The organism is Enterobacter hormaechei subsp. hoffmannii (assembly GCF_001729745.1).
Taxonomy (GTDB): Bacteria; Pseudomonadota; Gammaproteobacteria; order Enterobacterales; family Enterobacteriaceae; genus Enterobacter; species Enterobacter intestinihominis.
In genome coordinates, this window is the sequence record NZ_CP017186.1 from 4,233,778 (window position 1) to 4,253,411 (window position 19,634).

Annotated in this window: 24 protein-coding genes; 22 read left to right on the forward strand and 2 right to left on the reverse strand. The window is 59.8% G+C overall.

Features of this window, described 5'->3' with window-relative positions:
- Nucleotides 1-133: 133 nt before the first annotated feature.
- Entirely contained in the window at nt 134-376 is a 243-nt protein-coding gene (gene tusA, locus BFV65_RS20055; protein WP_045308776.1) for a sulfurtransferase TusA, read from the reverse strand.
- Nucleotides 377-545: 169 nt separating this feature from the next.
- Between tusA and BFV65_RS20060 the strand changes: the two genes are divergently transcribed.
- The 20 genes from BFV65_RS20060 to acpT all read left to right on the forward strand — a co-directional run bounded on the left by BFV65_RS20060 (nt 546) and on the right by acpT (nt 17,197).
- Nucleotides 546-1,211, forward strand: a complete 666-nt coding sequence (locus tag BFV65_RS20060; RefSeq protein WP_022649676.1) for a 7-cyano-7-deazaguanine/7-aminomethyl-7-deazaguanine transporter — start codon at nt 546-548, stop codon at nt 1,209-1,211.
- Between the two features lie 72 nt (nt 1,212-1,283).
- Complete coding sequence (locus tag BFV65_RS20065; protein ID WP_022649677.1) at nt 1,284-1,841, forward strand: DcrB family lipoprotein; 558 nt, start codon at nt 1,284-1,286, stop codon at nt 1,839-1,841.
- Between the two features lie 135 nt (nt 1,842-1,976).
- The gene (locus tag BFV65_RS20070) at nt 1,977-3,026 is read left to right on the forward strand and encodes an AI-2E family transporter (RefSeq protein WP_003861270.1); all 1,050 of its coding nucleotides are present in this window, start codon (nt 1,977-1,979) and stop codon (nt 3,024-3,026) included.
- A gap of 125 nt (nt 3,027-3,151) precedes the next feature.
- Nucleotides 3,152-3,874, forward strand: coding sequence for a beta-ketoacyl synthase chain length factor (locus BFV65_RS20075; RefSeq protein ID WP_023307137.1), 723 nt, complete (start codon nt 3,152-3,154; stop codon nt 3,872-3,874).
- A complete protein-coding gene (locus BFV65_RS20080) occupies nt 3,871-4,686 on the forward strand; it encodes a lysophospholipid acyltransferase family protein (RefSeq protein WP_063149277.1) in 816 nt (271 codons plus the stop codon). The genes BFV65_RS20075 and BFV65_RS20080 overlap by 4 nt, the downstream gene beginning before the upstream one ends.
- Nucleotides 4,667-4,924: a phosphopantetheine-binding protein gene (locus tag BFV65_RS20085; protein ID WP_003861263.1), complete on the forward strand. Its 258-nt coding sequence runs from the start codon at nt 4,667-4,669 to the stop codon at nt 4,922-4,924. Before BFV65_RS20080 ends, BFV65_RS20085 begins: the two co-directional genes overlap by 20 nt.
- A gap of 11 nt (nt 4,925-4,935) precedes the next feature.
- Nucleotides 4,936-5,187 carry an acyl carrier protein gene (locus tag BFV65_RS20090; RefSeq protein ID WP_022649680.1) on the forward strand — a complete coding sequence of 84 codons (252 nt, stop codon included), beginning with the start codon at nt 4,936-4,938 and terminating at the stop codon, nt 5,185-5,187.
- Nucleotides 5,159-5,758 (forward strand): COG4648 family protein, encoded by a 600-nt coding sequence (locus BFV65_RS20095; RefSeq protein WP_058645921.1) that lies wholly within the window; start codon nt 5,159-5,161, stop codon nt 5,756-5,758. The genes BFV65_RS20090 and BFV65_RS20095 overlap by 29 nt, the downstream gene beginning before the upstream one ends.
- Nucleotides 5,751-7,097 carry an AMP-binding protein gene (locus BFV65_RS20100; protein WP_069597033.1) on the forward strand — a complete coding sequence of 449 codons (1,347 nt, stop codon included), beginning with the start codon at nt 5,751-5,753 and terminating at the stop codon, nt 7,095-7,097. The genes BFV65_RS20095 and BFV65_RS20100 overlap by 8 nt, the downstream gene beginning before the upstream one ends.
- Complete coding sequence (locus tag BFV65_RS20105) at nt 7,084-7,434, forward strand: ApeI family dehydratase (RefSeq protein ID WP_022649683.1); 351 nt, start codon at nt 7,084-7,086, stop codon at nt 7,432-7,434. Before BFV65_RS20100 ends, BFV65_RS20105 begins: the two co-directional genes overlap by 14 nt.
- Entirely contained in the window at nt 7,425-9,116 is a 1,692-nt protein-coding gene (locus BFV65_RS20110) for a glycosyltransferase family 2 protein (protein WP_063149274.1), read from the forward strand. The genes BFV65_RS20105 and BFV65_RS20110 overlap by 10 nt, the downstream gene beginning before the upstream one ends.
- A 3-nt stretch (nt 9,117-9,119) precedes the next feature.
- A complete protein-coding gene (locus BFV65_RS20115; RefSeq protein WP_006812302.1) occupies nt 9,120-9,542 on the forward strand; it encodes an acyl-CoA thioesterase in 423 nt (140 codons plus the stop codon).
- The gene (locus tag BFV65_RS20120; protein WP_045622196.1) at nt 9,539-10,144 is read left to right on the forward strand and encodes an outer membrane lipoprotein carrier protein LolA; all 606 of its coding nucleotides are present in this window, start codon (nt 9,539-9,541) and stop codon (nt 10,142-10,144) included. Before BFV65_RS20115 ends, BFV65_RS20120 begins: the two co-directional genes overlap by 4 nt.
- Nucleotides 10,113-12,434, forward strand: a complete 2,322-nt coding sequence (locus tag BFV65_RS20125; RefSeq protein ID WP_069597034.1) for an MMPL family transporter — start codon at nt 10,113-10,115, stop codon at nt 12,432-12,434. Before BFV65_RS20120 ends, BFV65_RS20125 begins: the two co-directional genes overlap by 32 nt.
- Nucleotides 12,431-13,009: a DUF3261 domain-containing protein gene (locus tag BFV65_RS20130; RefSeq protein ID WP_023307143.1), complete on the forward strand. Its 579-nt coding sequence runs from the start codon at nt 12,431-12,433 to the stop codon at nt 13,007-13,009. The genes BFV65_RS20125 and BFV65_RS20130 overlap by 4 nt, the downstream gene beginning before the upstream one ends.
- A 1-nt stretch (nt 13,010) precedes the next feature.
- On the forward strand, nt 13,011-14,177 hold the full coding sequence (locus BFV65_RS20135; protein ID WP_069597035.1) for a beta-ketoacyl-[acyl-carrier-protein] synthase family protein: 1,167 nt from the start codon (nt 13,011-13,013) through the stop codon (nt 14,175-14,177).
- The gene (locus BFV65_RS20140; RefSeq protein ID WP_069597120.1) at nt 14,177-14,650 is read left to right on the forward strand and encodes a hotdog family protein; all 474 of its coding nucleotides are present in this window, start codon (nt 14,177-14,179) and stop codon (nt 14,648-14,650) included. Before BFV65_RS20135 ends, BFV65_RS20140 begins: the two co-directional genes overlap by 1 nt.
- A complete protein-coding gene (locus BFV65_RS20145; RefSeq protein WP_032626847.1) occupies nt 14,644-15,375 on the forward strand; it encodes a 3-ketoacyl-ACP reductase FabG2 in 732 nt (243 codons plus the stop codon). The genes BFV65_RS20140 and BFV65_RS20145 overlap by 7 nt, the downstream gene beginning before the upstream one ends.
- Nucleotides 15,372-16,601 carry a beta-ketoacyl-ACP synthase gene (locus BFV65_RS20150; protein WP_023298820.1) on the forward strand — a complete coding sequence of 410 codons (1,230 nt, stop codon included), beginning with the start codon at nt 15,372-15,374 and terminating at the stop codon, nt 16,599-16,601. The genes BFV65_RS20145 and BFV65_RS20150 overlap by 4 nt, the downstream gene beginning before the upstream one ends.
- Nucleotides 16,602-16,603: 2 nt before the next feature.
- Complete coding sequence (gene acpT, locus BFV65_RS20155; protein ID WP_022649693.1) at nt 16,604-17,197, forward strand: 4'-phosphopantetheinyl transferase AcpT; 594 nt, start codon at nt 16,604-16,606, stop codon at nt 17,195-17,197.
- 59 nt (nt 17,198-17,256) lie between these two features.
- Here acpT and BFV65_RS20160 read toward each other — a convergent pair whose 3' ends face one another.
- Complete coding sequence (locus BFV65_RS20160) at nt 17,257-17,763, reverse strand: phenolic acid decarboxylase (protein WP_022649694.1); 507 nt, start codon at nt 17,761-17,763, stop codon at nt 17,257-17,259.
- A gap of 99 nt (nt 17,764-17,862) precedes the next feature.
- Here BFV65_RS20160 and BFV65_RS20165 point away from each other — a divergent pair, with 99 nt between their 5' ends.
- Nucleotides 17,863-18,744, forward strand: coding sequence for a LysR family transcriptional regulator (locus BFV65_RS20165; RefSeq protein WP_022649695.1), 882 nt, complete (start codon nt 17,863-17,865; stop codon nt 18,742-18,744).
- Nucleotides 18,745-18,776: 32 nt separating this feature from the next.
- Nucleotides 18,777-19,571 (forward strand): SDR family NAD(P)-dependent oxidoreductase, encoded by a 795-nt coding sequence (locus BFV65_RS20170; protein ID WP_022649696.1) that lies wholly within the window; start codon nt 18,777-18,779, stop codon nt 19,569-19,571.
- Nucleotides 19,572-19,634: the final 63 nt, after the last annotated feature.

Genomic DNA, 19,634 nt, shown 5'->3' on the forward strand with positions numbered 1-19,634 from the left:
ACAAAAAGCGCGAAATTTTGAAACGATGGTTCGAAATTGTGATGAGTACTTGTCGGGTGGCGGCTGCGCCTTACCCGACCTACTAGACCCGTAGGCCCGTGCAAGCGAAGCGCCGCCGGGCATCAGGCCGCACTTACCCCTTACGAATCAAATACCGGTACGGCAAGGTCCCGGTTTGCTGCGCTACCAGTTCATGTTCCATAAAGGTACAAAAACCGGGAATATCGCGGGTAGTGGCCGGGTCATCGGCGACGATCAGCAGCGTTTCGCCGCTCTGCATGTTACGGACGGTCTTACGCACCATCATTACCGGCTCCGGGCAACGGAGGCCCTGAGCATCAAGCGTGTGGTCTGGGCTGGAAAACAGGTCGGTCATGTTCTTCTCGTTCAGGTAAAAACGGCTGTAGTTTACGCCCCGCTATCGCCAATGCAAACCAGGTTAACGATTGCGTGAAAATTAGCCATTGCAAAGTGTCGTGAAAGCAGTATCATGCGGCGGCTTTATTGGGTTCCCTCACCCCAAATATTAATCAAAAAGGTACAATATGAACTCCTTTACACAATCGCAACGCGTCAAGGCGTTGTTCTGGCTTTCGCTATTTCATCTGCTGGTGATCATCTCCAGTAACTATCTGGTACAGCTCCCCATCTCCATTTTTGGTTTCCATACCACCTGGGGCGCGTTCAGTTTCCCGTTTATTTTCCTTGCGACGGATTTAACCGTGCGTATTTTTGGCGCACCGCTGGCGCGGCGGATTATTTTTGCGGTGATGATCCCGGCACTGTTTGTCTCCTACGCCATCTCCTCGCTGTTTTACATGGGAAGCTGGCAGGGCTTCGAAGCGCTGACGCACTTCAACCTGTTCGTCGCGCGTATTGCCGCCGCCAGCTTTATGGCCTATGCCCTGGGGCAGATCCTCGATGTCCACGTGTTTAACCGCCTGCGTCAGAACCATCGCTGGTGGATGGCACCAACGGCTTCCACGCTGTTCGGTAACGTGAGCGATACGCTGGCCTTCTTCTTCATTGCCTTCTGGCGCAGCCCGGACGCCTTCATGGCAGAACACTGGATGGAAATCGCTCTGGTGGACTACGCCTTTAAGGTGCTTATCAGCCTGGTCTTCTTCCTGCCGATGTACGGCGTGCTGTTGAATATGCTGCTGAAAAGACTGGCAGATAAATCTGAAATCTCCGCATTGCAGGCAGGTTAAGGGTTCGCTTTATCAGTTGTGATAAGATGAACGAATGAGCCGCTATGGCCGTTTATCGAAAGGAAGAAGTCAATGCGCAATCTGGTTAAATATGTCGGGATTGGCCTGCTGGTTGTTGGCCTTGCAGCCTGTGATAACAGCGACACCAAAACGCCTGCTCAGGGCGCGTCAGCAGAAAGCAACGCCACCGGTCAGCCGGTGAGCCTGATGGATGGCAAACTCAGTTTCTCTCTGCCCGCGGACATGACCGATCAGAGCGGTAAGCTGGGCACCCAGGCGAACAACATGCACGTCTACTCCGATGCCACCGGGCAAAAAGCAGTCATTGTGATTGTCGGTGACGATACCAGCGAAGATCTGGGTGTGCTGTCCAAACGTCTGGAAGATCAGCAGCGCAGCCGCGACCCGCAGCTTCAGGTGGTGACCAATAAGTCTATCGAGCTGAAAGGCCACACGCTGCAACAGCTGGACAGCATCATCTCCGCCAAAGGCCAGACCGCTTACTCCTCCGTGGTTCTCGGCAAGGTAGATAATAAACTGCTGACCATGCAGATCACTCTGCCTGCAGATAATCAGCAAAAAGCGCAGGCAACCGCTGAAAACATCATTAACACCCTCGTGATCCAGTAATCGTTCACCAGGATGACGTGGCCTCCGTCGCTTGCGCCGGGGGCCATTTTTTTTCCATGACTTTAAGACTAACGCTCCAGACGAAGCGAATCCTGCGCACTACAATTAGCAAGCCCCCCGGAAAAAGGAATTCTTATGACTGCCAGCCCGCCCGACAAAGCCGGACTTCATATTTTATTAAAACTCGCCTGCCTGGTGGTTATCCTTGCGGGTATCCATGCGGCGGCGGATATCATTGTTCAGCTTCTGCTGGCGCTGTTTTTCGCCATCGTCCTCAACCCGCTGGTGACGTGGTTTTTACGCCGGGGCATCAGCCGCCCGGTCGCGATTACCATTGTGGTGATGGTGATGCTGGTTGTCCTGACGGCGCTGTTCGGCGTGCTCGCCGCCTCGCTGAGCGAATTTTCCACCATGCTGCCGCAGTACAATAAAGAGCTGACGCGCAAGCTGGTCGATCTCCAGCGCATGTTGCCGTTCGTGAATCTGCATATCTCACCGGAACGGATGCTGCGCCGGATGGATTCCGAGAAGGTGATGACCTACGCCACCACGTTGATGACCGGGCTTTCCGGGGCAATGGCCAGCATTCTGCTGCTGGTGATGACGGTGGTGTTTATGCTGTTCGAAGTGCGCCACGTGCCGTATAAGCTGCGTTTTGCCCTGAACAATCCGCAGATCCACATTGCCGGCTTGCATCGCGCGCTGAAGGGTGTGTCCAAATATCTGGCGCTGAAAACGCTGTTAAGCCTGTGGACCGGCGTGATCGTCTGGCTGGGGCTGGTGCTGCTGGACGTGCAGTTCGCGCTGATGTGGGGCGTGCTGGCGTTTTTACTGAACTACGTGCCCAATATCGGCGCGGTGCTTTCTGCCGTTCCGCCGATGATCCAGGCGTTCCTGTTTAACGGTTTTTATGAGTGCATGCTGGTAGGAGCGCTGTTCCTCGTCGTGCATATGGTGCTGGGCAATATTCTCGAACCGCGCATGATGGGTCACCGTCTGGGCATGTCGACGATGGTGGTGTTTTTATCGTTACTGATCTGGGGATGGCTGCTGGGACCGGTGGGCATGCTGCTCTCCGTGCCGCTCACCAGCGTCTGTAAAATCTGGATGGAAACCACGAAAGGAGGCAGTAAACTCGCCATTCTGCTGGGTCCGGGTCGGCCAAAAAGCCGTTTGCCGGGATAACCGGGTGGAAAGGGTTAAAAGTGACGTTTATTCGCCAGCGCGACGACAACATTGTACGATGTGCGCAGCAAATCGCGCTGGCGAAGAAAAAGTCACAGAAACAGGTTTATCGCGGACGCGCGTAGATGAAATTTACACTTACCCTTATCGACTGGCAGGCAAGAGCGCCAGGACTCAGCGATGCCGACGAATGGCAGGCATGGTCACGCCGGTCTGACGCCATCGATCCTGATGCACCGCTGGCGAAACTGACCGATCTGCCGATGATGACCGCCCGCCGCCTGAATTCAGGCAGCAAGCTGGCCGTTGATCTTGGCCTGATGATGCTGCGCAAACACCGCATCGACGCCGTCGTCTACAGCAGCCGTCACGGGGAGCTGGAACGCAATTTTCGTATTCTCCAGGCCCTGGCGGCAGATCAGCCCGTTTCCCCCACCGATTTTGCCATGTCGGTACACAACTCGGCGGTCGGCAATCTCACTATCGCCGCGCGTCAGCCTGTTGTCTCTTCGTCGGTTTCCGCCGGTATGGATACCTTCCAGCAGAGCTTATGCGAGGTGCTGAGTCTGCTACATGCGGGCTACTCACGCGTGTTGCTGGTAGATTTCGACGGTCTGCTGCCGGAGTTTTATCACGCCGGGCTGCCGCCGCAGATGCCCGTCTGGCCCTACGCGCTGGCGCTGGTAATTGAGGCCGGAAATACGCTCAGCTGTGAAACGCACGCCAACCGCAGGCCTGAAGAGCCCGCGCTGCCGCAAAGCCTGCAGTTCCTGCGCCATTACCTGCGGGACGAGCGCCAGTTTACCCTGCCGGGCGAGCGTCTGCTGTGGCAATGGACGCGCCAATGAGAGGGTTACGTTCCCGCCTCGATCGGGTATGGCGCATGCTGATGACCGGATTGTGCTTCGCCCTGTTCGGCCTCGGCGGGCTGACGCTGTCGCTGGTGTGGTTTAACCTGCTGCTGATTTTCCAGCGTGACCGCACTCAACGTCGCCGCCTGGCACGCCGCACTATTTCTGCCAGTTTCCGCCTGTTCCTCGCGGTGGTACGCGGTGTAGGGGTACTGGATTACCATTTCAACAACCTGGACGTTTTGCGCGCCGAGCGACGCTGTCTGGTGATTGCGAACCATCCCTCGCTGCTGGACTACGTTTTGCTGGCGTCGGTGATGAACGAAACTGACTGTCTGGTGAAAAGCGCGTTGCTGCGTAACCCGTTCGTCAGCGGCGTGATCCGCGCGGCGGACTATCTGATTAACAGCGAAGCCGACACGCTGCTTGCCGCAAGCCAGCAGCGTCTGGCCCAGGGCGACACCCTGCTTATCTTCCCTGAAGGCACCCGCACCCGGGTGGGGGAAGCCATTACCCTGCAACGTGGGGCGGCGAATATCGCCGTTCGCTGCAACAGCGCCGTGCGCGTGGTGGTGATCCACTGTAGCGAACGGATGCTGGATAAACAGAGCAGCTGGTATAACGTGCCCCCCAACAAACCTGTTTTCACCGTGGATGTTCGCGAACGCATCAACATTCATGATTTTTATGATGCGAGTCAGCACGAACCCGCGCTGGCAGCAAGGCAGTTAAACCGGCATATGCAGCATCAGTTAACAACCGGTCTTCAATCTTTGTCAGGAACGAAAGATGCAAGCGCTCTATCTTGAAATTAAGAATCTCATTATCTCTACGCTGAATCTGGAAGAACTTACCCCAGAGGATATTGATACAGACGCCGCGCTCTTTGGCGACGGCCTCGGTCTGGACTCAATCGACGCCCTTGAGCTGGGGCTGGCGGTAAAAAATCAGTACGGCGTAGTGCTTTCTGCCGAAAGTGACGAGATGCGTCAGCACTTCTATTCCGTTGCCACGCTCGCGGCTTTTATTCATCAACAACGCGCCTGAGAATGACCGCTATGACAGAACAACAAACGATTTATCAGGAAGTCTCTGCGCTTCTTATTACGCTGTTTGAAGTCGCCCCGGAGGATATTACCCCTGAGGCACGGCTTTACGAGGATCTGGATCTCGACAGCATTGATGCCGTCGATATGGTAGTGCACCTGCAAAAGAAAACGGGCCATAAAATCAAGCCCGAAACCTTCAAAGCGGTGCGCACGGTGCAGGACGTCGTGGACGTTGTGGAACAGCTTCAGCGCGACGCGTAACGTGCGTTCGATTCCAGTTCTTCCCGCCCTGACGGGGCTGATGCTGCTGGCATGGCCGTTTTTGATCGGCTTTGGGCTGGCAAATAATAGCCTGCACGGGATACTGCCCGTGATGGCGCTGGTGCTGCTGTTACGCGTCTGCCAGGCCCGTCGGCAGGGCGGTCCCCTGCGTTATCTTTTCGTGAGCGTGGCGCTGGCTGGCATAGCGCTTTGCGCGGCGAGCTACGTCCTGCACGCGCACCAGTGGGTGCTGTTTTATCCGGTGGTGGTGAATCTGGTGATGCTGGCGGTGTTTGGCGGTTCGCTGTGGACGGCAATGCCTGTCGTTGAACGGCTGGCGCGCCTGCGTGAACCGGATCTCTCCCCCGTCGGGGTACGTTACACGCGCCGGGTTACCCAGGTCTGGTGCGGCTTTTTTATTATTAACGGGGCGATCGCGCTGTTTACCGTATTACACGCCGATATCCGTCTGTGGACGCTGTGGAACGGGATGATTGCCTATCTCCTGATGGGCACGCTGATGGCCGGCGAGTGGCTGGTGCGACAACGGGTGATGAAAAACGATGCTTAACCCTCTCCCGCTTAGCCAGTGGCTCAGTGCCCCCCGCCCTGACGACACCCCTGTCGCCTGGCAGGACAACCATCTCTGGACGCTTGGCGATCTGCGCCACGACGTCACTCAGCTGGTCGACACGCTGCGTGATGAAGAAGGCGAGCGCTGGGCGCTGTGCATCGAAAACGGTTATCTGTTTATTGTCGCGCTGCTGGCGACGCTGCATGCGGGTAAAACGCCGGTCCTCCCTGGGCACAGCCGGGCGGCGCAGCTTAACGAACAGCGGGCGCTGTTCAGCGGCGTCCTGAGCGACACCACGCTCGATTTTCAGGGGCGACAGCTGCGGGTGGCTTCCGTTCAGCGGGCAGGCCATCCCTTTTCACCGCTGCCTGCCATCGATGAGATGCGCACGATCGAGCTTTACACCTCCGGCTCGACCGGCACGCCGCAGCGGGTGAGTAAGCCGGTGGTCAGCCTGGATCGTGAGGCTCGTCTGCTGGCGGAACATTTTGGCGATCGTCTGGCAGGCTGTCACGTCGTCGCTTCCGTGGTGCTGCACCACCTGTATGGCCTGACGTTTCGTGTCGTCTTACCCATGGCGCTCGGCCTGCCGCTGCACGCCAGCCTGCTCAACTATGCCGAGCAGCTCTCTGCCCTTCCCGACAATAAACGCTATCTTTTCATCAGCAGTCCGGCGTTTCTCAAGCGGCTGGACGCGTCGCTGACGCCGCCCCCCGTCAACCTGCTCTTCTCCGCTGGCGGCGCGCTGCCCTGGCAGGAGGTCGCCGCGGTTCAGGCCTGGCTCAACGTCTGGCCGGATGAAATATACGGCAGCACGGAAACGGGGGTTATGGCCTGGCGCTACCGTCAGGAGGAAAGCATCCGCTGGCAGCCTTTCCCCGGCGTGACGTTTCACGGCGATCGCGTGACGTCGCCGCTGATCCCCGAGGCGGAGGGGGTCCTGCTGGATGATATCCTGCACTTCACGGCTGACGGGCAGTTCAGCCTCGTCGGGCGCCGCGGTCGGGTGGTCAAAATTGAAGATAAGCGCATTTCGCTCGATGACATTGAGCGCCGCCTGCTGGCGCTGGACGGCATCCGCGAAGCCGCCGCGCTGACGGTGACGCGCGGCGGGCGTCAGGGTATTGGCGTATTGCTGGTGCTGAATAAAGCGGTGCGTCAGCAACACGAACAGAGCAAAAAAGCGCAGGAGCTCGCCTGGCGTCGCGCCCTTCGCCCCTGGCTTGAACCGGTTGCCGTGCCGCGCTACTGGCGGATCGTTGATGAAATTCCGGTCAACAGCATGAACAAGCGCGTAACTGCGCAGCTACAGGAGTTGTTTCATGAAAATCCCTGAAATCGAACGCCGCGAGCCTGGCCCCGGGTATCTGGAGATAACCCTTTATCTTGATCCTGACCTGCTCTGGTTTAAGGGACATTTCGCCGTACAGCCGCTGCTGCCGGGCGTAGCCCAGCTCGACCGGGTGATGCATTACGCCGCCGCGCTGGCGCCGGGCTACCGTTTTCACAGTATTCAGAACGTAAAGTTCGCCGCTCCGCTGTTACCGGAGAACACGGTCACGCTGCTCCTTGCCTGGCAGCCCGAACGCCAGATGCTGACCTTTAGCTACCAGCGCCATGCGGGTAACGAGCGTCACACCGCCAGCAGCGGGAAGATTCGCTTATGTCAGTAACCTTCCGTCCCTGCGTGCTGATCCCGTGCTATAACCACGGGGCGATGATGGCTTCGGTGCTGGCGCGCCTGGCGCCTTTCGATCTGCCCTGTCTGGTGGTGGACGACGGCAGCGATGAAACCACGCGCCGCACGCTTGAAGCGCTGGCGGCGGATCGTCCGCAGGTCACGCTGCTGCGCCTCGCCGAAAACAGCGGCAAAGGCGCGGCGGTGATGCAGGGGCTGAAAGCCTGTGCCGATCGCGGCTTCACCCACGCCGTTCAGGTGGACGCTGACGGCCAGCACGCTATTGAAGACATCCCCAAACTGCTGGCGCTGGCCGAACGCCATCCCGATGCGCTCATTTCCGGTCAGCCCGTTTATGATGACTCGATCCCCCGTTCGCGCCTGTACGGGCGCTGGATTACACACGTCTGGGTCTGGATTGAAACCCTCTCCCTGCAACTAAAAGACAGCATGTGCGGGTTTCGCGTTTACCCGATAGCGCCGGTAATGCGTTTGGCGGCGGGCACGCCGCTCGGCTGGCGGATGGATTTTGATACTGAAGTGATGGTGCGCCTCTACTGGCAGGGCAACACCAGCTATTTTCTGCCCACCCGCGTGACCTATCCGCCGGACGGGGTATCCCATTTCGATGCCCTGAAAGACAACGTGCGCATCTCGTTGATGCATACCCGTCTGTTTCTCGGCATGCTGCCGCGCATTCCTTCCCTGCTGATGCGTCGCCGCTCGCAGCACTGGGCGCAGCAGCAGGAGGTGAAAGGATTATGGGGCATGCGCCTGATGTTGCGCGTCTGGCAGTTGCTGGGGCGAAAGGCGTTTACCATCCTGCTGTGGCCGGTTACGGGCGTCTACTGGCTGACCGCCCGCGCTGCGCGTCAGGCGTCGCAGCAGTGGCTGACGCGGGTTAAAACGGTGATGGCACAGCGGCAAATGCCGCAACCCGCACGGCTTAACAGTTTTTTCCACTTCCTGCGCTTCGGTCATGCCATGCTGAACAAAGTGGCCAGCTGGCGCGGCGAAATGAAGCTTCATCGCGATCTGGTCTTTGCGCCAGGCGCGCAGGAGGCGCTGGGTCTTGACGATCCTCAGGGCAAACTGCTGCTCGCGTCGCATCTTGGCGATGTGGAAGCCTGCCGGGCGCTGGCCCAGCGCGAAGGGGCGAAAACCATCAACGCGCTGGTCTTTAGCGACAATGCTCAGCGTTTTAAACAGGTGATGGAGGAGATGGCGCCGCAAGCGGGCATTCACCTGATGCCGGTCACCGACATTGGCCCGGAGACCGCCATCCTCATTAAAGAGAAGCTGGATCGCGGCGAATGGGTGGCGATCGTGGGCGATCGGATCGCCGTCACCCCGCAGCGCGGCGGCAGCTGGCGGGTGATATGGAGCGAATTTATGGGCCAGCCCGCGCCGTTCCCGCAGGGACCGTTTATCCTGGCGTCCCTATTGCGCTGCCCGGTGGTGCTGATTTTTGCCCTCTGCCAGCAGGGAAAGCTGACCCTGCACTGCGAGCCGTTTGCCGACCCGCTGCTGCTGCCACGCGGCGAACGCCAGCAGGCGCTACAGCAGACCGTCGATCGCTATGCGCAGCGGCTGGAGCATTACGCGCTCTTGTCGCCGCTCGACTGGTTTAATTTTTTCGATTTCTGGCAGCTGCCAGAGGTCAACGAGAAGGAGTAAAGGGTGCTGACCGATCCCCGCTTTACGGCTGAAGTTGAAATCACCGTTCCGTTCCACGACGTCGATATGATGGGCGTGGTGTGGCACGGCAACTATTTCCGCTATTTTGAGATTGCCCGCGAAGCGCTGCTCAACCAGTTTGATTACGGCTATCGCCAGATGAAAGCGTCCGGCTACGTCTGGCCGGTGGTGGATACCCGGGTGAAATACCGCGACGCGGTGACCTTCGAGCAGCGCATTCGCGTCCGCGCCCACATTGAAGAGGTTGAAAACCGTCTGCGCATCGCCTATCAAATCTTCGACGCGCAAACCGGGAAACGCACCACCACCGGCTACACCATTCAGGTGGCGGTGGAGGAAGCAAGCCGGGAGATGTGCTTTGTCAGCCCGGCCATTCTGTTCGAACGCATGGGGATCGCGCCATGAAGTGGATAACGCTACTCGCGCTGCTGGTAAGCCCGCTGGTGAACGCGGTCACGCTGGATGAACTGCAACAGCGGTTTGCGGAGCAACCGGTGGTGCGCGCACACTTCGAACAGACCCGCACGATCAAGGACATGCCTCAGCCCCTGCGCTCGCAGGGGGAGATGCTGATCGCCCGTGACAATGGCCTGCTGTGGGATCAAAAAGCGCCGTTCCCGATGACGCTGCTGCTGGATGACAAACGGATGGTGCAAATCGTCAACGGTCAGCCGCCGCAGACCATTACCGCCGACACTAACCCGCAGATGTTCCAGTTCAACCATCTGCTGCGGGCGCTGTTCCAGGCCGACCGCAAGGTGCTGGAAGAGAACTTCCGCGTCGATTTCAAAGACCTGGGTGAAGGCCGCTGGTCGCTGGTGCTGACGCCTGTCACCACACCGCTGGACAAGATTTTCTCCACCCTTGATTTGAAGGGCGCGATCTATCTGGAATCCATTCGCCTGAACGATAAGCAGGGCGACACGACGGATATCGCCCTCTCCCGCCACCAACTGACCCCCGCCCGCCTGACCGATGCAGAACGCCAGCGCTTTGCCGCACCGTAACGCCCTGCGCCCGGCGCTGCTGTGGGCCGCGGTATGCCTGATCCTGCTGGGCGTGCTGCTGTCGCTGCTGCCCGGCGCGCGGCTGAACAGCAGCGTGCTCGCCATGCTGCCGAAACAGACGCTCGGCACGATCCCTCCCGCTCTCAACGACGGATTTATGCAGCGCCTCGACCGCCAGCTCATCTGGCTGGTCAGCCCTGGTAAACAGCCGGACCCGCGCGTGGCGCAGCAGTGGTTAACCCTGCTGCAACGCAGCCAGGCGCTGAGTGTCGTAAAAGGTCCGCTGGATGCCGCCGGGCAACAGGCCTGGGGAGATTTCTTCTGGCAGCACCGCAATGGCCTGGTCGATCCGGCCACCCGCGCCCGCCTGCAAAACGGCGGTGAAGCGCAGGCTCAGTGGATCCTGTCCCAGCTCTACTCCGCCTTTTCCGGCGTGAGCGGCAAGGAGCTGCAAAACGATCCGCTGATGCTGATGCGCGGCGCGCAGCTCGCGCTGGCGAAGAACAGCCAGAAGATGCAGCTGATGGACGGCTGGCTGGTGACAAAAGATGCGGCCGGGAACTACTGGTATCTGCTGCACGGCGAGCTGGCAGGCTCGTCGTTTGACATGCAGCAAACCCACCAGCTGGTGACCACCCTCAACGCGATGCAGCAGACGCTGAAAAGCCAGTATCCACAGGCGCAGCTGCTGTCGCGCGGGACGGTGTTCTACAGCGATTACGCCAGCCAGCAGGCTAAAAAAGATATTTCCACGCTTGGCGTCGCCACGGTGCTCGGGGTGATCCTGCTGATTGTGTCGGTGTTTCGCTCCGTACGTCCGCTGCTGCTGAGCCTGCTCTCCATTGCCATCGGCGCGCTGGCGGGGACGGTCGTGACGCTCCTGCTGTTCGGTGAGCTGCACCTGATGACGCTGGTGATGAGCATGAGCATCATCGGCATCTCGGCGGACTATACGATTTACTACCTCACGGAGCGGATGGTGCACGGCGCGGAACACTCGCCCTGGCAAAGCCTGGCAAAAGTGCGTAACGCGCTGCTGCTGGCGCTGCTGACCACCGTCGTGGCGTATCTCTTCATGATGCTGGCCCCCTTCCCCGGCATTCGTCAGATGGCGGTGTTCGCCGCCGCAGGGCTGAGCGCCTCGTGCCTGACGGTAATTTTCTGGCACCCGTGGTTGTGCCGTGGCATGCCGGTTCGCCCGATCCCCCTGAGAGGGATGATGCAGCGCTGGCTGAACGCCTGGCGCGACAGCAAAACCCTCTCCGTCGGGCTGCCGGTAGCACTGGCGCTGCTCTCCGCCATCGGGATCGCCAGCCTGCGGGTGGATGACGATATCGCCCGGCTTCAGGCGCTGCCGCAGGACATTCTGGCGCAGGAAAAAACCATCACCGCCCTGACCGGGCAAAATGTCGATCAGAAGTGGTTCGTGGTGTATGGCGCGTCGGCTCAGGAAACGCTGGAGCGGCTGGAGGCGTTTACCCCGGCGCTGGCGCAGGCGCAAAAAGCCGGAGAATTAACCCGCTGGCGCACCCTGCCGCTGAACTCGCTGGCGCGGCAGAACAGCGATCTGCAACTTCTGCGTAACGCCGCGCCGACGGTGACGAAAATGCTGCAAAGCACGGGGCTGAATGCCGTCGCCCCGAATCTGAACGCCATGCCTGTCAGCGTGGAGGCGTGGCTCGCCAGCCCGGCCAGCGAGGGCTGGCGTTTGCTGTGGCTGACGCTGCCGGACGGCAAAAGCGGTGTGCTGGTCCCGGTCGATGGCGTCAGAAACAGCGCTGCGCTCGGTGAGCTGGCCGCCCGCCATCCCGGAGTCGTCTGGGTTGACCGTAAGGCCAGCTTCGACAGCCTGTTTGCACTCTACCGCGCGCTGCTGACGGGACTGCTGGGCGTGGCGCTGGCGGTGATTGCCTGCGGCGCGGTGGTGCGCCTCGGCTGGCGAAAAGGGCTGGTGGCGCTGGTGCCGTCCGTGCTGTCGCTGGGCGGCGGGCTGGCGGCGCTGGCCGTGACGGGCCATCCGGTGAACCTGTTTTCCCTGCTGGCGCTGGTGCTGGTCCTCGGCATTGGCATCAACTACACGCTGTTTTTCAGCAACCCGCGCGGCACGCCGCTGACCTCCATGCTGGCGATTACCCTCGCCATGATGACCACCCTGCTGACGCTGGGAATGCTGGTGTTCAGCACCACTCAGGCCATCAGCAGCTTTGGCATTGTGCTGGTGAGCGGTATCTTCACCGCGTTCCTGCTCGCCCCGCTGGCGATGCCGACTAACAAAGAGAACTTACCATGACCCGTTTCATTCGCCTGGCGGCAGTGATGATGGCCCTGTTGCTGGCGGGGTGTAGCCATACGACGAACCGCGATGACGCGCGCCCTCAGGCCTGGCTCCAGCCCGGCACCCGCGTCACGCTGCCACCGCCGGGCATCACGCCTGCCATCCGCGCGCAGCAGTTGCTTACCGGCAGTTTTAAAGGCCAGACCCAGTCGCTGCTGGTGATGCTGAACGCCGATGGCGATAAAGTGACGCTTGCCGGCCTCTCCTCCGTCGGGATCCGCCTGTTCCTCGCCACCTACGACGACACCGGGATCCACACTGAGCAGTCGGTTGTGATGCCGCAGCTGCCGCCCGCCAGCCAGGTGCTGGCCGACGTGATGCTCAGCCACTGGCCTCTCAGCGCCTGGCAGCCGCAGTTGCCGAAAGGCTGGACGCTGAACGATACTGACACCAGACGCGAACTGCGCAACCCCGATGGCAAGCTGGTCACGGAAATTGCCTACCTGAACCGTAACGGCAGGCGTGAACCGATTAGCATTGTGCAGCACGCTTTTCACTACCACATCACCATTCAATATCTGGGTGACTGAGATGATTTACCTTTCTGCCGTTGGCATGGTCAACGCGCTCGGCAACTCGGCTGATGAAATAGCGGCAAACCTGAACGCTGGCGTGGCCCCCGGGATGCGCCAGCGTGCGGGCTGGCTACAGGGCTTACCCGAGGCCGTGCTGGGTGGGGTGGAGGGTGATCTTCCCCCTGTTCCCGGGTCTTTTTCTGCGCATCGAAGTCGCAACAACCAGCTGCTGCTGGCGGCGCTGGCGCAAATCCGGCCCGCCGTCGATGCGGCCATTGCGCACGTGGGGCGCGACCGCGTGGCGGTGGTGCTGGGCACCAGCACCTCCGGACTGGACGAGGGTGATGAGTACGTGCGCCGCGCGCAGAACGGCGAGCGCAGTCCGCAGTGGCAATATCCGCAGCAGGAGCTGGGCGATCCGTCGCGCTTTCTCGCCAGCTGGCTTGCGCTGGACGGCCCGGCGTATACCATCTCGACCGCCTGCTCCTCCAGCGCACGAGCGATCATCAGCGGCCGTCGCCTGATCGACGCCGGTCTGGTGGACGTCGCCATCGTCGGCGGAGCCGACAGCCTGAGCCGCATGCCGGTCAACGGCTTCAACAGCCTGGAATCCTTCTCCCCGACCCTGTGCGAACCGTTTGGCCGCAACCGTCGGGGGATCACCATTGGCGAAGCGGCAGCACTGATGGTACTGACCCGCGAGCCGGGCGAGATTGCGCTCCTGGGCGCGGGGGAATCCAGCGATGCGTACCATATTTCCGCCCCACATCCGCAGGGCGAAGGGGCGATCCGCGCCATCACCCAGGCGCTGAACGAGGCGGGCATGACGGCGGCGGACGTCGGTTATATCAACCTGCACGGCACCGCCACGCCGCTGAACGATCGCATTGAGGCGCAGGTGATCCACGATCTCTTTGGCGACCGCGTGCCGTGCAGCTCCACGAAACATCTTACCGGCCACACGCTGGGCGCCGCCGGGATCACCGAGGCCGCCCTGAGCTGGTTGATCCTGACCCGAGACCTGCCGCTGCCGCCGCAGGATTTTTCCCGCTACGCGCCGGACGACACCCTACCCACCTTCGGCCTACTGCACCAGAGCGCACCGCTGAAAAAAGCGGTGATCCTGTCAAACTCCTTCGCGTTTGGCGGCAACAACGCCAGCCTTCTGCTGGGGAGAGTATGATGCGCTACTTACCACCCGGGGATTATCTTCCTCACGACACGCCGATGATGCTGCTTGAGAGCGTGGAAAGCGTCACCGATGACCGCGCCGTTTGCAGCGTGACGGTGAACGAACGGAGCGTTCTGGCGCCGTTTCTGGACGCAGGCGGCAACCTGCCCGGCTGGTTTGCGCTGGAGCTGATGGCTCAGACCGTGGGCGTCTGGTCTGAATGGCACCGGATGCAAAAAGGGCTGCCGCACTGTGCGCTGGGTATGGTGCTGGGCGCGCGCGAGCTGGTGTGCGACGCAGGGCATTTTGCCGCAGGCAGCACACTGACCATCACCATCGAACGTCTGATGCAGGATGAGCGCTTTGGCAGCTTCGAGTGCACCATTCATGCGGATAATATTTCCCTCGCCACGGGCCGCGTAAACACCTTCCAGCCGAGCGAGGAAGAATTAACCACACTTTTTAACCAGGGAACACCATCATGAGATCCGTACTGGTCACCGGCGCCAGCAAAGGCATTGGCCGCGCTATCGCCCTTCAGCTTGCGGCGGACGGTTTCACCGTCGGCGTGCATTACCATCGTGATGAAGCGGGCGCGCAGGAGACGCTGGAGGCGATTGTCCAGGCAGGCGGCGCGGGCCGTTTACTCACCTTTGACGTGGGCAACCGCGAGCAGTGCCGTACGGTGCTGGAACAGGCGATCGCTGACCACGGCGCGTGGTATGGCGTGGTCAGTAACGCCGGTATTACCCGCGACGGCGCATTTCCGGCGCTCAGCGACGATGATTGGGACAGCGTGATCCACACCAATCTCGACAGTTTTTATAACGTCATTCATCCCTGCATTATGCCGATGATCGGCACCCGCAAGGGCGGGCGGATCATCACCCTGTCGTCGGTGTCAGGCATTATGGGCAACCGTGGGCAGGTGAACTACAGCGCGGCGAAAGCCGGGATCATCGGCGCCACCAAAGCGCTCGCCACCGAGCTGGCAAAACGCAAAATCACCGTCAACTGCATCGCGCCGGGGCTGATTGATACCGGTATGATCGAGATGGATGAAGCCGCGCTGAACGCGGCGATGTCGATGATCCCGATGCAGCGTATGGGCCAGGCCGAGGAAGTGGCCGGGCTGGCGAGCTACCTGATGTCGGATAAAGCAGGCTATGTGACGCGACAGGTGATATCGATCAACGGAGGCATGCTATGACCCGCCGGGTAGTGATTACGGGCATGGGCGGCATCACCGCATTCGGCGAGGACTGGCCGACCATCTCGCGGCGTCTGCGCGAGTATGAAAATGCGGTACGTACCATGACGGAGTGGCAGGCGTATGACGGCCTGCAAACCCTGCTCGCCGCGCCGATTGAAGATTTCACTCTGCCCGCTCACTATACCCGTAAGCGCATTCGCGCTATGGGCCGCGTGTCGCTGCTCTCAACCCGCGCCACCGAGCTGGCGCTGGAGCAGGCGGGACTGATCGACGACGCGGTGCTGACCAACGGTCAGACCGGCATCGCCTACGGCTCGTCGACGGGCAGCACCGGACCGGTCAGCGAGTTTGCCTCCATGCTCACCGAAAAGCACACCCACAACATCACCGGCACCACCTACGTGCAGATGATGCCGCACACCACGGCGGTGAATACCGGACTGTTCTTTGGCCTGCGCGGACGGGTGATCCCCACCTCAAGCGCCTGTACCTCTGGCAGCCAGGCGATTGGCTACGCCTGGGAAGCGATTCGTCACGGCTACCAGACCGTGATGGTGGCAGGCGGCGCGGAAGAGCTGTGCCCGTCGGAAGCGGCGGTTTTCGATACCCTGTTTGCCACCAGCCAGCGTAACGACGCGCCTAAAACCACGCCGTCGCCGTTTGACGTTCAGCGCGATGGCCTGGTGATTGGCGAAGGGGCGGGCACGCTGGTGCTGGAAGCGCTGGATCACGCCAGAGCACGCGGGGCGACAATCTATGGCGAGATCGTGGGCTTTGCCACCAACTGCGATGCGGCGCACATCACCCAGCCCCAGCGTGAAACCATGCAGGTGTGTATGGAGCAGTCGCTGGCGATGGCGGGCCTTAGCCCTCAGGACATTGGCTACATTTCTGCCCACGGCACGGCAACCGATCGCGGGGATATCGCCGAGAGTCAGGCGACCGCCGCTATTTTCGGCGACAGCGTGCCCATCTCATCCTTAAAGAGCTATTTCGGCCATACCCTGGGTGCCTGCGGCGCGCTGGAAGCCTTGCTGAGTCTGCATATGATGCGGGAGGGCTGGTTCACGCCGACGCTCAATTTAAGACAACCGGATGAGCAATGCGGCGCTTTAGATTATATTATGGGGGAAACCCGCCCGATTGATTGCGAATTTATTCAGAGCAATAACTTTGCCTTTGGCGGCATTAATACCTCGATAATCATTAAACGCTGGGCGTAACTATGTACCAGTTTGTACTGGGAAAGATCTCCACCCTTAGCGCGGACCCCCTGGCGTCAACGCTCGCAGATATGGCACCTCAGGGTGCGCGATACGCTTCCTGGCTTGCAGGCCGGACGCTGCTCGCCAGAACTTTATCCCCCTCACCGCTTCCCGAGATAATCTACGGCGAGCAGGGAAAACCGGCCTTCGCTAACGGCCATCCGCTGTGGTTTAACCTGAGCCACAGCGGGGACGATATTGCCATGCTGATAAGCGATGAAGGCGAGGTTGGTTGCGATATCGAAGTGATCCGCCCGCGGGAGAACTGGCAGGCGCTGGCGAATGCCGTTTTCAGCCTCACCGAGCATGACGAGCTGGAGCGTGAAGCGCCGGAAGAGCAGCTTTCCGCATTCTGGCGCATCTGGACGCGCAAAGAGGCGATCGTTAAACAGCGTGGCGGCAGCGCGTGGCAGATTGTCAGCATTGACAGCACCGCCCAGTCGCTCCCGGTCAGCCAGCTTCGCTTCGGCTCGCTGAGCCTGGCGGTCTGTACCCCTACGCCTTTCACCTTAACGGCGGAATCGGTGACTTACTCCGGTATTTCTGCGGCATAAAAAACGGCCATTCCGGTTAAAACCGAAATGGCCGTTGTGCATTTAACGCGTTGCTAAGCTTATTTTAAATTATCTGGAAAGTTTTTTGGCAACTCGCTAGCAGCACACGCAATAACGCTATCGTCATTCGCACCGCAGTCGCGTACAAAAGTAATCGTCGCAAATTCATCGATCACTTCGGTTGGATACGCTGGCCCGGCATCACGGTAGCTGTTCATCAGCGGAATGTGATCGTTCTGGAAGCAGACGGTTTTTTCCGGATTATTCATGACCCAGCGTGGGAAGAAGATGGTGCCGTGGAACAGGCGGTCGCCCAGGTTCACAATCAGGCTCACGTCGGTACCGGTTGGCTCCGTCCAGGAAATTTTATAGATGCTTTCCCCAACACGGACAATGTAGGCCTGCTGATCTTTCACCCAACGATTGCCCACCAGACCGCTGTGAATACGGTAGTCGAGCGTGTTCTCGTTTTTAACGTAAATTTCGTAGTTCCAGCCATTGTCGTAGGTATATACCAGATGTTTGCCGACGAAGCCGCTTAAATCATGTTTATCGAAGGTGCTCATAAGATGTCTCCTTTGTTTTGATGAGACGATCGTACCCCTTCAAAAAATGAATGAATAACGCTATGTTTGAATCAAATTCATCCAAAATTTAGATTAATCATGCACAAGACGACGCTCGAACAGTGGGCCTTGCTGGAAAGAGTCATCGAGGCTGGCAGCTTCGCTAAGGCGGCGGAAGAGACCCATCGCAGCCAGTCCTCGGTCAGCTATAACCTGTCGCTTTTGCAGGAGCGGCTGGGTGTAGCGCTCCTGATGACAGAGGGACGCCGTGCCGTGCTGACCCCGGCGGGTGAACTGTTGCTGAATCAGGTTAAACCGCTGCTGAAAGCCTTCGCCTACGTTGAAACGCGCGCTGCAACCCTGCGCAGCGGGATGCGAACCCGTATCGACCTGATGGTAGACAGTATTTTTCCGCGCAGTCGGCTGTTCGCGATTTTGCGCCAGTTTCAGCAGCTGTACCCGCAAACGCAGGTGCGGCTTACCGAGGTGCTGGAAAACAGCCGCGCAGATGCGCTCAATGATGAGGCCGACGTGATGGTCTTAACCCGCCGCCAGGACATTACCGGCCTGGGCGAATGGCTGATGAATATCGATTTTGTTGCCGTCGCGCATCACGCGCACCCGCTGTTTGCGCTGGATACACCGCTTAACGACGAGATGCTTCGACCGTGGCCGCGCATTCAGATCGCAGACAGCCAGCCCACCGTTCGCCCTACCGGGGAGTCGTGGACATTCTCCACCATCGATGCCGCGATCGAAGCAGTGATGTATCAGGTTGGATATGGCTGGTTACCGGAAGAACGCATTCAGACCCCGCTCCAGCAGGGCATCCTCCAAATCCTGCCCCTCAGCCACGGCGTTCGACGCGCCACGCCGCTGCACCTCATCGTTAAACGCTCCCTCAGCCCGCTGGACGAGCAGGTTGAGACGCTGTTGCGCCTTTTTAAACAGGAGCCGTCATCGTCAACTGCTACGCTTTAAGTTTTGAACCATAAAACGACAAGGAGTGAACGATGAAAATCGATTTAACGGGGAAAGTAGCGCTGGTGACCGCGTCCACCGGCGGTATTGGGTTTGCCATCGCCCGCGGACTGGCGGAGAGCGGTGCGGAAGTGATCGTCAACGGGCGCAGCGTCGACTCGGTGAACAAAGGCATTCAGGCGCTCCAGCAGGTGGTGCCAGGCGTACAGGTCCGTGCCGCCATCGCCGACCTGAGCTCGCAGGAGGGCGTTGACGAACTGCTCAGGGTCGCCACGCACGTCGATATTCTGGTGAATAACGCCGGGATCTATGGCCAGCAGGATTTTTATTCCACCGACGACGAGACCTGGGAACGCTACTGGCAAACCAACGTGATGTCCGGCGTGCGCCTCTCCCGTGCCCTGCTGCCCGGTATGGTACAAAAAGGCTGGGGTCGGGTAGTGTTTATCTCGTCAGAATCGGCCTGCAATATTCCTGCGGATATGATCCACTATGGCGTGACAAAAACCGCCCAGCTCTCGCTGGCGCGCGGTCTGGCGAAGTTCGTGGCAGGCAGCGGCGTCACGGTGAACAGCGTGCTGCCGGGCCCGACAATGTCGGACGGTTTTGCCGCGATGATGAAAGACGAGATGGAGAGAACCGGCAAATCGCTGGAGCAGCTGGCGAAAGCGTTCGTGATGGAGAATCGCCCCAGCTCGGTTATTCAGCGCGCCGCAACGGTAGAAGAAGTGGCGAATATGGTGGTGTATGTCTGTTCCATGCAGGCCTCCGCGACTTCCGGCGCGGCGCTGCGCGTTGACGGTGGCGTGGTGGATGACATAGTTTGACCCGTCAGCCCACAGGTTCGAGAAAAAATGAGATCGGATAGAAGGACTGTGAAGGTAAAGCAG